The following is a 14,798-nucleotide window of genomic DNA, read 5'->3' as shown; positions in this document are numbered from 1 at the left end:
TATATCATTACATCAAATCGGGAAACCCGGCTGAAGTGATTTGGATTGCAGGAAGGATGATTGGGTTTCGGGGTTGTATCCGTAAGCGTGCAACTCCCTGATTTCTTTAAACTCCAGTAGATAGAAGGTAAACTCATAGTTGAGCCTTACGGAATCAGGAATGTCAAAGTAGAAAAAATACCGCATTGCTTCGCCTGATTCGGTTGTTGACCCCAGAGGCTGATATAAAGAGCTTTCGTAGTTGCTCAGCATCTGAATTTCAGATTCGGTAAAAAGGGGGATGAATTCGTTGGTATTGCGGCTTTCAGTGAAGAAAATCTGGCTGACTATGAAGATCATAAGACCGGTAAATACCAGTATTGAAAGCTTTACATTTTTAGTAAACATGGCTGAGTCCGATTAAAATTGCCTGTTCAGGAAGTAGTTGACAGATGGTTGCGTCAAAAATAGATTGAGAATTGTGAGTCCATTTAGAATCTCCTGTAAAGCTACGTAAACTAAGGTTGAAAGTAAACAGTTCCCTGAATAAATATTTTGTTTCATTAATCAAGTAAAAAGCATGCTGTCCGTTGGGTAGTTTTTATCCTTAAGTATCTGTTAATCAGTAGTTTGGTTGTTCGATTCCATGAGCTGTTGTGTTAAGTATCCTTTAGATAAAACGATTCTTCAGGCCATAAAAAAACCGCTGTACAGTTGCACAGCGGTTTTGCAGAAATGGTTTTGTAAATAACTTTTAGGGCTTTGTTAAGGCTTAAACCTGAACTTAAGTTCATCCTTGTCGCTGAATAAAATTACCTCTCCGCCTTTTTGAAGGCTGCCGAAAAGAATTTCGTCAACCAGCCTGTCTTTTATTTTTTCCTGAATGAGCCGACCCATGGGGCGGGCGCCGTAAGCCGGTTCGTATCCGTGCTTTGCAAGCCATTTCCGGGCAGTATCTTCTGCGGTGAGGAGTACTTTTTTTCCGGCAAGCATGCTGCTGAGTTCGTCGAGCTGACGGTCCGCAATTTTGAGAATCACGCGCTCGTCAAGGCGGTCAAAAATGACGGTACCATCGAGCCGGTTGCGGAATTCAGGGGTGAAGTGCTGCTCGATGGCTTTGAGCGGGTTTCCTTTGCTTCCGAAGCCATCACCGGCAAAGCCGATGGCGCTGCTGCTCATTTCGCGGGAGCCGAGGTTGGAGGTCATCACCAGAATTACGCTGCGGAAGTCGGTCTTGCGGCCGGTGTTGTCGGTGAGGGTGGCATAATCCATGATCTGCAGCAGGATGTTGAACAGGTCAGCATGCGCTTTCTCGATTTCATCGAGCAGCAATACGGCGTTGGGGCTTTTGCGGATGGCTTCTGTAAGCAGGCCGCCCTGTTCAAAGCCGACATACCCGGCAGGGGCGCCAATCAGGCGGGAAACGGTGTGTTTTTCCATGTATTCGCTCATGTCGAAGCGCACAAGCTCGATGCCAAGCTCCGCAGAAAGCACCTTGCACAGCTCGGTTTTTCCCACCCCGGTGGGGCCGCTGAACAGAAAGGAGCCAATCGGCTTTGTTGCGTGCCCCAAACCGGCGCGGTGCCGTTTGATTGATGTTACAAGTGCATGAATGGCCTTGTCCTGACCGAAGACCTTGCTGCCCAGCCTGCTTTCCAGGTCTTTAAGGCTTTCTTTTTCTTCGGATGAGATAGACTGAACCGGAATGCGCGCAATTTTGGATATCAGCAGCTCAACATCTTTGGTGGTCACCGTTTTACGGTCCGGATTGTTGAGGGAAACCTGTGCGCCGGTTTCATCCATCACATCAACCGCTTTGTCGGGCAGGCGGCGCTCGTTCAGGTAGCGGGCCGACAGCCGCACCATAGCTTCGATTGCACTCGGCTGATATCTAATGCCGTGATGCTTCTCGAAAGGCTCTTTGAGGCCTTCCAGAATGCTGATGGCTACCTGCTCGTCGGGTTCGGTGATGTCAATTTTCTGAAAACGTCGGGATAGTGCCCGGTCTTTTTCAAAAACGTTTTTGTACTCTTCATAGGTTGTGGCGCCTATGCATTTCAGGCTGCCGTCGGCCAGCAGCGGTTTGAGCAGGTTTGCGGCATCCATGGTGCTTCCGCCCGCGGCGCCCGCCCCGACGATGGTGTGGATTTCATCAATAAATAAAATCACCCGGTCCTGCTTTTTGAGTGCGTTGAGTACCCCTTTGAGCCGGGCTTCGAAGTCGCCCCGGTAGCGGGTGCCGGCAATCAGGTTGCCGAGATCGAGTGCGTAAATGGTAAAATCCTGCAGCCGTTCGGGTACCTGACCGTCAACGATACGTTGTGCAAGGCCGCGTGTGATGGCGGTTTTCCCTACGCCGGGGTCGCCCACGTAAATCGGGTTGTTCTTCATGCGGCGGCACAGAATTTCGATGCTGCGCTGAATTTCCAGATCGCGCCCTATAACTTTGTCGAATTTGCCGTCGGCGGCAAGCTGCGTCCAGTTTTCGGTGAACTGTTCCAGGAAAGAAGGTTTTTTGCCGGTCTTCGGGTCGGGTGCGGTTTCTTCGCCGGCTTCCAGCGGGTCATTGCCCCGCGGCATACCTGCGCTGCCTGCCGTAGCCTCATCATCGGGTTCTACGCCCGGCTTGGTGATGCCGTGCGAGATGTAGTTGAGCACATCAATCCGGTTTACACCCTGCCTGCGCAGGAAAAAGCAGGCATGGCTTTCATCCTCATCAAAAATGCAAATCAGCATATCGCCAAGAGTTACCTCGCTTTTGTCGGCGCTGCGTGCATGAACCAGTGCCTTATGCAGGGCCCGCTTAAAGCTCACCGTGTGTACAGGGTCGTACTCTTCCTCTGAACTGATTTCCAGATCCTGATAATAGCTTTTGATATCTTTGGTGAGCTGTTCAATATCAGCGCCGCAGCTATACAGAATACGGCGGCCTTCTTCTTCCTGCAGCATGGCATGCAGCAGGTGTTCGAGACAAACGAACATATGCCGCTGTGCTTTGGCAATTACGTAGGTGTTCTTAAGCGCGCTGTCGAGTTTTTTATTGATCATATAAATAAGGAGAAATGAGGGGCGGTCAGGCTTCTTCCATCACCGCCCGAAGCGGGTAACCGGCACTGCTGCTTGCTTCTTCAACAAGCATGACCTTAGTTTCAGCAATTTGTTTGGTGTACATACCACAGGCGCCTTTCCCGCGGTGATGCACATCATTGGTAATCCGGATAGCCTCTTCAATTGATTTTCGGAAGATGTTCACCAGCACGTGAACGACGAAGTCGAAGGTTGAATAATCATCATTGAGCAGATATACCACATATTTAGGAGGTTCTTCTACTTTTTCCCGTACTTTTTCGGAAAGGGAGAAATGGCCTTCATCCTGCGGCTCGTAGGAAAGCGGGCCGTTGCCGGATAAAGGTAGTATAATGTTGGTTTTAGCCGGAGATTGACCTTCAGGTTCAGAAGTTCCCGGCAGCTGAGTGCGGGTAGCTGGCAGAATGGTTTTCACGAACGGTAAAGCGATTCTGATTAAATTTAGGTTAAGACCAGGCTTTGGCAGCTTAGGCTATCAGACAGTTTAGTAATTTAGGAAACAATAAGGCGCTTCTCAATTGCTGATACGCGAATTCCACACCGAATACACTGCAAAAACACAGAAGAAGGCTGCTGCGTTGCAGGCATGGTTTTAGGCTGAATTCTTTTATATTTGGCCAATTATACTTATTGTGAAAATTACGCTATTGTCGGGTAAGACATATATCGGCAATTCATATTTCTTTTAGCAACATTATACTTTGATAGCATGAAGGGAAACCCGAACGATTCGGATAAAATCTTTAAACTGGACTTCGAGCCTGAGTCGACCGTGATGCGCACGGCGCTGAAGCTCTTTCGTGCACCTTTAGAGAAGATGCTTGATTTTAAAGGGCTTAATGATATTCACTCGCGTGCTAAAGAGTTGCCGGGGGATGCGCATTTCAGCACCAAGCTGCTTGAGGCGATGAATATTACCCTGGAATTTGATGAGGAAGCACTTGAGCGAATCCCCAAATCCGGAAAACTGGTGATTGTGGCTAACCATCCGTTCGGAGGTATTGAAGGTGTTATCTTAGGTTCTCTCCTGCAGCAGGTACGCCCTGACTCGAAGATTTTGGCCAATTTTATGCTCGAGCGCATCCCTGAACTACGGAATCTGTTCCTGTTCGTAAATCCTTTTGAAACCAGGGAAGCGGTTCGGGAAAACCTTTCTTCCATGAAAGCAGCTATTGAACTGCTGCGCAATGGCCACTGTCTGGGGGTTTTTCCCGCCGGTGAGGTTTCCCACAAAAACTGGGGCGAAAAAGCTATTCGGGACCCCGACTGGAAAGACAGCATTACAAAGATTATTCAGAAAACAGAAGCACCTGTGCTCCCGATTTTCTTTTGCGGAGCCAACGGGCCCCTGTTTCAGACCGCCGGACTTATCCACCCGAGGCTTCGTACCCTGCTGCTGCCGCGTCAGTTTTCCAATAAAGAAAACATGACTATAAAGGTCCGTTTCGGGAAAGTGATTTCGGCATCCAAGATGAAGAGCTTCAGCAGTACGCCCGAGCTCACCCGCTACCTCAAGCAGCGAACCTACCTGCTTCAGAGTATCGTGGATGAAAAGCCCGAAGAATCACAAAGCCGGAGAGCTGCTTCCGAAACCGCAAAGCAGAAATACGAGAAGATTATCGACCCCGTACCTGTTGAAAAGCTTCAGCAGGATATCGCAGCTTTTGAGCCGGAACAGCTGCTGCTGAGTAGTAACGAGTACGAAGTGTATTATGCTGCCTTCAAACAAATTCCCAACATCATCCGCGAAATTGGCCGGCTTCGGGAAATTTCATTCAGAGATACGGATGAAGGCACCGGAAAATCCATCGATCTGGACAGCTATGACGAGCACTACCTGCATCTGTTTGTCTGGCAGCGGGAGAAGAAGGAACTCGTCGGTGCCTACAGGCTCGGGCAGACGGATAAGATTCTCAGTGAGCAGGGCGCCTCAGGCTTGTACACGTCAACCCTGTTCCGCATGAAGCCGGGGCTGCTCAAAAAACTGAACCCCGCACTCGAAATGGGCCGCTCTTTTGTGTGCCCGGCGTATCAGCGCTCGTTCTCCCCACTGCTGCTGCTCTGGAAGGGTATCGGTCATTTTGTGGCGCAGTTTCCTAAATATAAGATTCTGTTTGGCCCGGTAAGCATCAGCAACGATTATGAAACAAGCTCACGGAACCTGATGGTTAAATTTCTGACAGTCAGCAATTTTCTGCCCGATCTCGCCAAAGATGTGAAACCGCGCATCCCGTTCAAAACCTCCAAAAAAGAGGGCTGGCAGCCGGCTCAGAATACCGGCGCTATTATAGATATTGATGACGTCTCAGAAATGGTTTCCAATATTGAACCCGACTGTAAAGGGGTGCCCATTCTGCTGAAGCAGTATCTGAAGCTCGGCGGCAAACTGCTTGGGTTTAACATCGATCCTGATTTTGCCGACGCCCTCGACGGCCTCATTCTGGTCGATCTAACCAAGACCGATGAGAAAATCCTGACCCGCTATATGAATAAGGAAGGCCTCGAAAATTTCAAGGCATGGCACCGGGATAATACCCCAAAAGCTGTAAACTAATTCTGCAGAACCCGATAAAAAAAGGCATTTGGAGGAACTGTCCCGGGAGGGAACAGTTTTCCAAATGCCTTTAATATTTTATAAAGAAAAAAACTTTCTTTAGGGCTTACATCCGCAGGCCTTCGAGTCTTGGAGACTGCAGGGAACCGCTAAGCGGGATCCGGAAAGTGCCTTCGGTTTGCTGTATGCGAAGCTCAAAGAAAGAAGTAAACATGCGGATGAAGTTCTCGCTTTCCGGCGTTACGGGGCGCACGAGCAGGTTCGAGCTGTCCCACATCCAGAGTCCTGAGCTGTTGTCGCGCAGCAGCTGACCGGTGAGGTTTACTTCAGCAAACGGATTTTGCAGACTGAACTCTTCAATAAAGGCGGTGTCGTCGGTTACCCGGTAGGCCGCATGCACACCCGGCACGGTGAAGCGGTCGCTCGAAATACCGAGGAAGCCAAGCGGCTGCCCGTATATTTCTTTGAAAGTTTCAGGAGGGAAAATACTAAGTTCATCAATAGTGAAGCTTATTTCAGAAAAGGCAGTTTCAAGCATCGTTTGCGGATTCAAACCGTCAACGAGCGGACCCTCAAAAGTAGCGTCGAAACTGCGGAAATGTACCGCGAGCCCGTCGTTGCCAATCGGAATTTGCGGCCTCACCGGGGTAATGCGCATGCGCGCGCTCAGTACCGGCCTCACAAAGGTATCTGCCGTTTCGGCATCGCTGCCGAGCGAGCTGATGGCCGAAACATCGCTGAGGCGGCCGTCGAGGGTGATGCGGTCGGCTCCCAGGCTGATCTCGAAGCGGTTCACTTCGAAGGCATCCGCCTGCTGGTCGTAGTTCATGTTCAGTACAAGCCTGTCAAGCCGGTTAATTGGCAGCTCCGCCGGAATAAATGGAAGCGGCTCCGTACCGGGCCTGATGTCGTTCATGTTAATCCGGATAGTCTGGTTCTGAGAGGGTACATTGCGGAAATCGGTACGGACAAATGCGTACATCTCAAACAAATCACCGCTAACGGTTGCATTTAGCGCGCCTGCGGTGTAGCGCATTTCCTGTTCAGCATTCACAACAGCCATGTCACGGAGTTCGAGGCGGCCGTTGCGCACAATCGGCCGCTCGCCGGTACCCCGGCTGCGGATCAGCCTCCAGAGGTCGCCGTGCGATACAAATAACTCCAAAGAACGGGCACGGAATTCATCACCTGTTTCAAGGTTGCGGACCTGCAGCCGCTCCAGTCCTATTCGGGGCGAGAGGGTACTAATGTTACTGTCACTAAAACGCACAAGCACCTCAACGCCGTCCTGTACGAGCCGGGTTTCGCCGTAAGCCTCGTTAAGGGCGCGTGAAGCCATTTCAGTAAGTACAAGATTTGCAACAGCAAAAAGAGCGATCAGGGCAAGAAAGGCAATCGGAATCCAGCGTTTCATAAGGTTTGCAAACTTTTGGGTTACAGGCAGATAGAAACCGGCATTTGGTTGGTTCAGGCAGTTGCCAGCTGGCTAAGGATTTCTTCAAACGGAAGGGCTTCTTCCGTGCTTTGGTGCATATCTCGGAAGGTAAATTTCTGGTCAGCAAGCTCCTGTTCGCCCACGATTACGGCAAAGCGCGTTTGCTGACGGTTGGCGTCTTTGAGCTGTGCTTTGATGGACTTTCCGGAGAAATCCATAGTGCAGCTCTGGCCTGTTTTCCGGATGGCCGGCATGGCGTGCATGGCCCAGCGCTGCGCTTCGGTGCCCCGGCAAACCAGGTACACATCAAGGGCGACATCGCTGCCGATTTGGATGCCCAGCGCTTCGCAGGCGAGCATCAGCCGCTCCATGCCGCAGGCAAAACCCACGGCCGGTGTAGGCGCACCGCCGATTTCTTCCACGAGCAGGTCGTAGCGGCCGCCGCCGCCCAGCGCATCCTGCGAGCCCACATCGGGGCTCACCAGCTCGAAGGCCGTTTTGGTGTAATAATCCAGCCCGCGCACCAGCCGCGGGTTTTCGGTGAAGGAGATGCCCTCGTTGGTGAGCAGGCTCTTCACTTGGGCAAAATGCTCCCGGCAGTGTCCGTTCAGGTAATCCGTGATGAGCGGCGCATCCGCGAGATAAGGCTGATCTTCGGCTTCTTTGGAATCCAGAATCCGCATCGGGTTCTGCTCAAAGCGGGTTTGGGAAACCTCACTTAGTTTTGAAAGATGTGGCCGGAAATACGCCTGAAGCGCGGTTTTGTAGGCCGCCCTGCTTTCAGGGTCGCCCACGGAGTTGAGCATCAGGGTGATGTTCGCAAGGCCGATTTTTTCATACACCCGCATCATAAACCGGATCACCTCCACATCAGCGAGCGGCGAATCGGTGCCCATCAGCTCGGCCCCGAACTGATGAAACTGCCGCTGCCGCCCCTTTTGCGGCCGCTCTGCCCGGAACATCGGGCCGATGTAAAACAGCTTCTGCGCCCCTCCCCGCTGATCGAGCCGGTGCTGCACATATGCCCGCGCAACCGGTGCCGTACCCTCGGGCCGCAGTACATAGTTCGTCTCGCCCCGGCTGAAGCCAAACATTTCTTTCGATACGATGTCCGTAAGCTGACCCACGCCCCGCGCAATAAGCTCGGTCGGCTCCATAACGGGCGTACGGATTTCGCTGAAATGAAATTCACGGGCCGTTTCACGAATTACCGATTCTAACCAATTCCATTTTTCGGATTCGCCGGGGAGTATATCCACCATCCCGTGCAGCGTTTGAAATTTACTCGAAGACATTCAGGTCTTTCTGAAAAGTGAAGTGATATTTTTTTATCAGACAGGCTTATGCGGCAAATATAGTAAGTTTAACACTCTTTTTCTGATTTGATTAGCCCTACTGTCACACTTTAGGCAACTAAACTTTTGAATCAGCGTCAAACGAAACCCGTTTCCGGCTTGTTTTTCAGATTATTCCGCGAAGCCCGCAATAATGTGCCGCCGTTTGCTTTAGGGTGATGCGCGCTTCAACCTTACTTAATTCCCAGCTGATTCACACATGTTTAAACCACGCTTTGCGACCCTGCTCGTTCTTTGCCTCCCGGTATTGATCCCGTTTTTCTTCACTCCCGCTGCCGGGGCCGCAGTCGCGCCAACTCCGGCCACAGCCACTGCTGACCCCCTGCCGCGGGTCGTAATCATCGGCGACAGCATCGCCGCCGGCTTCGGACTCGACCCCGAGGAGGCCTTTCCCGCACACATTCAGCGCAAAGCCGACGAAGCGGGCTACGCGGTTGAGGTCGTCAATGCCGGGCTCAGCGGCGAAACCTCCGCCGCCGGACTCCGCCGCATCGACTGGATGCTGCGCCTCCCCATCGATGTGTTTGTGCTTGAGCTGGGCGGCAACGACGGCCTGCGCGGTATCGACCCGGAGGTTACCAAAACCAACCTCGACGGCATTTTAACCAAGGTGAAGCAGGCCAACCCCGAAGCCCGGCTCGTGCTCACCGGCATGGAGGCGCCCCCGAATCTGGGTGCCGAATATACCGACCGCTTCCGCGCCGTTTTCCGGGAGCTTGCCGCCGCGCACGACCTCGTGTTCATGCCCTTCATCCTCGAAGATGTGGCCGGCAACCCCGAACTCAACCTCCCCGACGGCATCCATCCCACTGCAGAAGGCCACCGCATCATCGCCGCAAACCTCTGGGAATACCTCGCCCCGGTCCTGCGGGAAGTGAGCGCGGCAGGGGCACGCTAATTTTTTTTTCGGGGGATGTGCTCACGGGTGCTCCCGCTCTCAGGTATCAAAACAACCGCCTGAGCCCGGGCCGGCTCCGTAAGGGGAGGCGACGGCAGCTGAGCTGACCCCCAACCGCTTTCCGGCTTAACCGAATGATGCACAGCCCCATGCGGTTTTCAAAGCTTCAGTTTACAGGCACTTTCAGAACATTTTACCCAACACCACTTTTTCATGCGCGACTTCATTCTTTCGGTTGATAGCCTCACCAAAACCTACAACAGCGCCGGAAGCGCGCTCACCGTGCTCGACAGCGTATCCTTCGGCATAGAGCCCGGCATCAGCTGTGCCATTATCGGCCCTTCGGGCAGCGGCAAAACAACGCTGCTCGGCCTGTGTGCGGGGCTCGACAAGCCCTCCTCCGGCTCGGTACAGCTGTGCGGCAACGCCCTCGAAACCAAAACAGAAGATCAGCTCTCCCAAATCCGCAACCGGCACATCGGCTTCGTGTTTCAGTCCTTCCAGCTCATCCCCACCCTAACCGCGGTCGAAAATGTGATGGTGCCCGTTGAGCTGCGCGGCGGCGATTACAAAACCGTACACGCCCGCGCCACCGAACTGCTGAACGAAGTCGGGCTGGGTCACCGCCTCACGCACTACCCCACGCAGCTTTCCGGCGGCGAGCAGCAGCGCGTTGCCATCGCACGGGCCTTCATCAACGATCCCGAAATCCTCTTCGCAGATGAGCCCACCGGCAACCTCGATACCGAAACCGGCGAGCAGGTAGAGCACATTCTGTTCGAGCTCAACCGCAAGCAGGGCACGACCCTCATCATCGTTACCCACGACAACGAACTCGCCGCAAAATGCGACCGCATCATCCGGCTGAAGTCCGGCCGCATCGCAAGCGATCACCGCACCGCCGGGGCCGATGCAGAACTCGTGCACGAAGCCTGACGAGCGCAGGAAGCCGTCATCCCCAATCTCAAAAAAAAGCGGGAATCAGCGCTGAGCCCTGATCGGGGTTCTGAAGCCATCACCCGAAAAAAAAATCCCAACACACCTTTCAATCCGTCCGATGGATCGTTTTTCACTTGTAACCGCCTGGCGCGATGCGCGTCCGCAGCTTGGCAGCCTGCTGCTGTACTGCAGCGGCATTATCGCCGGCGTTGCCGCGCTTGTGGCCATTTTGTCGTTTCGCGCCGACGTGCTGCTCACCGTTGACGAGCAGGCCAAGGAGCTGCTCGGCGCCGACCTCGAAATCGCCCAAAATCAGGCGTTTGACGAGCGGCAGATTGCCATGTTCGACACCCTCGGCGGGCGGCAGTCGTCGGTAGTGGAGTTTTCCACCATGGCGATTTACGGGGATGCGGGCGAAACCCGGCTTTCTCAAATCCGCGCCATCCGCGGCGGATTCCCGTTTTACGGCGACCTCAAAACGGTGCCCGCTCAGGCGGCCTTCACCTATCAGGAACAAAACGCCGCGCTGGTTGACCGCCCGATTATGCGGCAGCTCGGCCTTTCGGTCGGTGATTCAGTTCAGGTTGGCGGGGTGACGCTGCCCATAGCCGGCGAAATTCTCGAAATTCCGGGGGAGTCAGCCGCCTTCTCGCTCATCGGGCCGCGCATTATGCTGCCGCTCGATGCCATCGAAAATACCGGCCTGCTGCAGCGGGGCAGCCGGGTGAGCCACAAACAATATTTTGCCTGGGAGCAAACCCCGGACATGCGCGCGCTGGTGAGCACGCTGCGCGCCGATGGCGAGAACACATCGCTCAGCTTCACCACGGTTGAGCGCCGCAAGGAGCAGTTCAGCGCCATCGTGGATAACCTCACCCGCTTTTTGGGGATGATCGGCTTCGTGGCCCTGCTGCTGGGCGCGCTGGGCGTGGCAAGCGCGGTGTATGTGTACGTGAAGCGCAAAAGCGCGACCCTGGCGACCATGCGCTGTCTCGGCGTGAGCTCACGGCAAACCCTCTCCATTATTTCGGTTCAGGTTGTGGCGATGGGCGTGGTCGGGGCACTGGCCGGTACCCTGATCGGCGTGCTGGTTCAGCAGTTCCTGCCCATGCTTTTTCTCGAACTGCTGCCCTTTCAGATTGAACAGGCCCTGAGCTGGCCTTCCATTTTGCTCGGGCTGGGCGTCGGGGTGTTCATCAGCCTGGTTTTTGCCCTGCTTCCGCTGCTGAGCGTGAACACCATCCCGCCGCTGCTCGCGATCCGCTCGGCCGACTTTTCGCCCCTGGCCCATCTGCCGAAAAGCACGGTTGCTGCGGTAATGTTCGCCGCCGTGCTCGCCATCGGGGGCGTGCTTGCGCTGCTCACGGGCAGCCATGTGGTCGCCGCTTTTTTTGTGGCTGGCCTCACACTTGCGGTGCTCATATTGCTGGGCATTTCGAAGCTGCTCATCACCGTACTGCGGAAACTCCGGCTTCCTGCATTTTCCTACGTTTGGCGGCAGGGCGTTGCGAACCTGTTCCGGCCCAACAACCAAACCGCGGTGCTGATTACAACCCTCGGCATGGGCATGCTGCTGATCGGGGTGATGAGCGTTTCCCGCGACATGATTCTCGACCGCATCGCCTTTCAGACCGGGGATCAGCAGCCGAACCTGGTGTTTTATGATGTGCAGACCGATCAGAATGAAGACATCATCCGCATTATCGAGGACCGCGGTGCGGCGGTCTTGCAGAATGTGCCGATTGTTTCCATGCGACTGGCGGAGATCAACAGCCGCACCGTGCGCGAGCTGCGGGAAGACGAGGAGGTGCGCATCAGCCGCTGGGCCCTCACCCGCGAGTACCGCGTAACCTACCGCGAAAACCTCAACGAGGCCGAAACCGTGATCGCCGGCAGCTGGACCGGCCGGCACGATGGCGGCTTCGATGAAATCGTGCCGATTTCCATCGGGGAAAGCATAGCCGAAGAGCTCATTATCGGCCTGGGCGACCGCCTTACTTTTGATGTGCAGGGCATACCGGTAGTGACCGAAGTGACCTCCATCCGTGAAATCGACTTTCAGCGGCCGGAGCCCAATTTCTTTGTGCTGTTCCCGGCGGGCGTGCTGGAGCCGGCCCCGCAGTTCTACGCCACCGTAGTGAACGTGCCCGGCGGGGCAGATGAAGTCGCCGCCATGCAGCAGGCCGTTGTGCGGGCGCACCCGAACATCAGCGCACTCGATGTGGGCATCGTACTGGAGAGTGTGCGCACCTTTCTGGATAAAATCGCCCTTGCCGTTCAGTTTATGGCGCTGTTCAGCGTACTTACAGGGCTGATCGTGCTCGGCAGCGCCATTGCCATCAGCCGGCTGCAGCGGGTACGCGAAGCGGTGCTGCTGCGGACCCTCGGCGCGGTGCAGCAGCAGGTTTCGCGCATTCAGCTGATTGAGTATGCCCTGCTCGGGCTGCTCGCCTGTCTTGCTGGCCTGGGCCTCGCCCTCGGCGCCGGCTGGCTCATTGCCTTCTATTACTTCGAACTTGCCTACGTGCCCGATATCCCCATGCTGCTCGGCACCACCGCCGTTATTGTGCTGCTCACCCTCGCCGTGGGCCATTTCAACAGCAGAAGTATCCGGAACCGGAAGCCGCTGGAGATACTGAGGGCGGGATAGGGCAGGATTTCTAAGATCTTTCAGGATGATTCACGTTTTCAGGTCTTTCGGTTTTTCTGTTGGAATTGCTGAAGCCATTGCGACATCAGCTGTGGCCGCCCCCAATCTTCATAAACGCTTAATCTGTTAAACAGCAGAAACGCTTACTTTGCCTCGCAGAAGCGTTTCAAATTGTAATCCATCCCAAACCGGTGTTAACTTATGAAGACATTTTTAAGCCATTCCGTCTTTCCGCTCATCCTGCTCTTTTTTGCGCTTGTTCTCGGCCTGTTCGCCTGTGCGTCAGAGCCGGCTGAGCAGCATGCAGGAGAGGACGTTTCATCACAGCCACATCAGTTCAGAGCTATGGCCCATTTTCCTCATTTCGACCTGCAGGGGCACCGCGGTGCGCGCGGTATCCTTCCCGAGAACACCATCCCGAGCCTGCTTGTGGCTTTGGATTTCCCCATCACCACGCTCGAATTTGATGTGGTGGTTTCGGCCGACAGCCTCATTGTGCTCTCGCACGAGCCCTGGTTTCATCACGAAATCAGCTCGCACCCCGACGGCCGGCCGGTCGCGCCGGAAGAAGCCCTCGGCCTGAACATGTTTCAGATGACCTACGACGAAATTTCCCGCTTTGATGTCGGCCTGCGCGGGCATGTCCGCTTTCCGGAGCAGCAGCCGATGGCTGTTTCCAAGCCTTTGATGCGCGACGCCATCCTGGCGGTTGAAGCACACTTAGCTGAAACGGGCCGCACGCCGGTTTTCTACAACATCGAAACCAAGAGCAATCCCGAAGGCTACAACCTGTACACGCCTGAGCCGCATGTGTTTGCGGAGCTGCTGTACATGGAGTTAGAAGCGTTAGGGGTTTTGGACCGGGTGTTTATCCAAAGTTTTGATGTGGCTACGCTTCAGGCCATGCGTGAGATCGACCCTACCATGCCGCTCGTACTGCTGGTGGAAAACGAGCGGGGCCTCGACCGGAACCTGGAGCAGCTGGGGTTCATCCCCGAAGTGTACAGCCCGAATTTTACACTTATTGATACGGAGCTTGTGAACCGTGTGCATGGCATGGGGATGCGGCTCGTGCCCTGGACCATCAATCAGAAAGAAGACATGATTCGATTAACACAAATGGGCGTTGACGGTCTCATCACCGATTATCCGAACCGTGCAGCAGAGGCGCTGGAATTGTAAGCATTTATCAGCTAACGTTTATTTTGGGAGATTAAAGCCGGCTTTGTACGCTCATGTACAGCCGGCTTTTGTATTTCAGGAGTTTTCAGACGGACTCAAATTTACAAGTTTGCGCGCGCCTAACATTCGTGTGAAAAAATGTGAGTCGTAAACTTGAGCGGATGTTTTTTGTTATCATAACACGCCGGATACGTGTAGCCCCTGACATGCCGCGCTTTTCAATCACAACTATCTATTAGAATCAGCCTATATATAATGAAGTACAATTATCTGTCAGCGCTAATAGCGCTGTTTTTCGTATTTGCCGTGCTACCGAATAAGATTTATGCACAGCAAATATTGCATGAAGAAATCGCAGGCACAGGGCTTGTGGAATTTATGGACGGTCAGCTTGTAGTGGAATTCGCGCCCGGTTTGTTATCAGCCGAGGACTACGCCATGCTGCAGGAAACGCTTGCGGTAGAGGCCGTAACGCCGCTTAGCTTCATCAATGCCGAGCTTTGGGAATTCCGCAACGGTACCGTTCAGCAGGCTTTGGAAATGCTCAACAGCCGCCCGGATGTAATTTACGCCGAGCCCAATTTCGTGTACCGCATCCCGGATGTAATCCGCGATTATTCGTTTGATGAAATTTTTGAAGGTCTTCAGACCATCCCCAACGATCCATCTTTTGGTCAGCTTTGGGGGCTTAACAACACGGGGCAGAGCGGCGGTACTGC

General features: G+C 54.1%; 11 protein-coding genes. 6 read left to right on the top strand and 5 right to left on the bottom strand.

What is annotated here, in order from left to right; genetic code table 11:
* Window positions 1–12 precede the first annotated feature (12 nt).
* The 3 genes from LAT75_RS07980 to LAT75_RS07970 form a co-directional block, all read right to left on the bottom strand.
* On the bottom strand, window positions 13–387 hold the full coding sequence (locus LAT75_RS07980; protein WP_291482119.1) for a hypothetical protein: 375 nt from the start codon (window positions 385–387) through the stop codon (window positions 13–15).
* Between the two features lie 357 nt (window positions 388–744).
* The gene (clpA, locus tag LAT75_RS07975) at window positions 745–3,027 is read right to left on the bottom strand and encodes an ATP-dependent Clp protease ATP-binding subunit ClpA (RefSeq protein WP_291482118.1); all 2,283 of its coding nucleotides are present in this window, start codon (window positions 3,025–3,027) and stop codon (window positions 745–747) included.
* 25 nt (window positions 3,028–3,052) lie between these two features.
* Window positions 3,053–3,481: an ATP-dependent Clp protease adaptor ClpS gene (locus LAT75_RS07970; RefSeq protein WP_291482117.1), complete on the bottom strand. Its 429-nt coding sequence runs from the start codon at window positions 3,479–3,481 to the stop codon at window positions 3,053–3,055.
* A gap of 294 nt (window positions 3,482–3,775) precedes the next feature.
* On the opposite strand from LAT75_RS07970, the gene LAT75_RS07965 reads away from it, so the two are divergent.
* Window positions 3,776–5,620, top strand: a complete 1,845-nt coding sequence (locus LAT75_RS07965) for a GNAT family N-acyltransferase (RefSeq protein ID WP_291482116.1) — start codon at window positions 3,776–3,778, stop codon at window positions 5,618–5,620.
* 106 nt (window positions 5,621–5,726) lie between these two features.
* On the opposite strand, the gene LAT75_RS07960 is transcribed toward LAT75_RS07965, so the two are convergent.
* The gene (locus LAT75_RS07960) at window positions 5,727–7,034 is read right to left on the bottom strand and encodes a hypothetical protein (RefSeq protein WP_291482115.1); all 1,308 of its coding nucleotides are present in this window, start codon (window positions 7,032–7,034) and stop codon (window positions 5,727–5,729) included.
* Between the two features lie 53 nt (window positions 7,035–7,087).
* Entirely contained in the window at window positions 7,088–8,350 is a 1,263-nt protein-coding gene (gene hisS / locus LAT75_RS07955; protein ID WP_291482114.1) for a histidine--tRNA ligase, read from the bottom strand.
* A gap of 259 nt (window positions 8,351–8,609) precedes the next feature.
* On the opposite strand from hisS, the gene LAT75_RS07950 reads away from it, so the two are divergent.
* The 5 genes from LAT75_RS07950 to LAT75_RS07930 all read left to right on the top strand — a co-directional run.
* Entirely contained in the window at window positions 8,610–9,308 is a 699-nt protein-coding gene (locus tag LAT75_RS07950; protein WP_291482113.1) for an arylesterase, read from the top strand.
* A 213-nt stretch (window positions 9,309–9,521) separates the two neighbouring features.
* Window positions 9,522–10,244 (top strand): ABC transporter ATP-binding protein, encoded by a 723-nt coding sequence (locus LAT75_RS07945; protein ID WP_291482112.1) that lies wholly within the window; start codon window positions 9,522–9,524, stop codon window positions 10,242–10,244.
* A gap of 121 nt (window positions 10,245–10,365) precedes the next feature.
* Complete coding sequence (locus tag LAT75_RS07940; protein ID WP_291482111.1) at window positions 10,366–12,897, top strand: FtsX-like permease family protein; 2,532 nt, start codon at window positions 10,366–10,368, stop codon at window positions 12,895–12,897.
* A gap of 201 nt (window positions 12,898–13,098) precedes the next feature.
* Window positions 13,099–14,079 carry a glycerophosphodiester phosphodiesterase family protein gene (locus tag LAT75_RS07935; RefSeq protein WP_291482110.1) on the top strand — a complete coding sequence of 327 codons (981 nt, stop codon included), beginning with the start codon at window positions 13,099–13,101 and terminating at the stop codon, window positions 14,077–14,079.
* 255 nt (window positions 14,080–14,334) lie between these two features.
* Window positions 14,335–14,798 (top strand): hypothetical protein (locus LAT75_RS07930; protein WP_291482109.1); only part of this gene is annotated, 464 nt, incomplete at its 3' end.

It is taken from the genome of Cyclonatronum sp. (genome assembly GCF_022565315.1).
Taxonomy (GTDB): domain Bacteria; phylum Bacteroidota; class Rhodothermia; order Balneolales; family Cyclonatronaceae; genus Cyclonatronum.
This window is presented reverse-complemented; position numbering and strand designations above follow the sequence as displayed.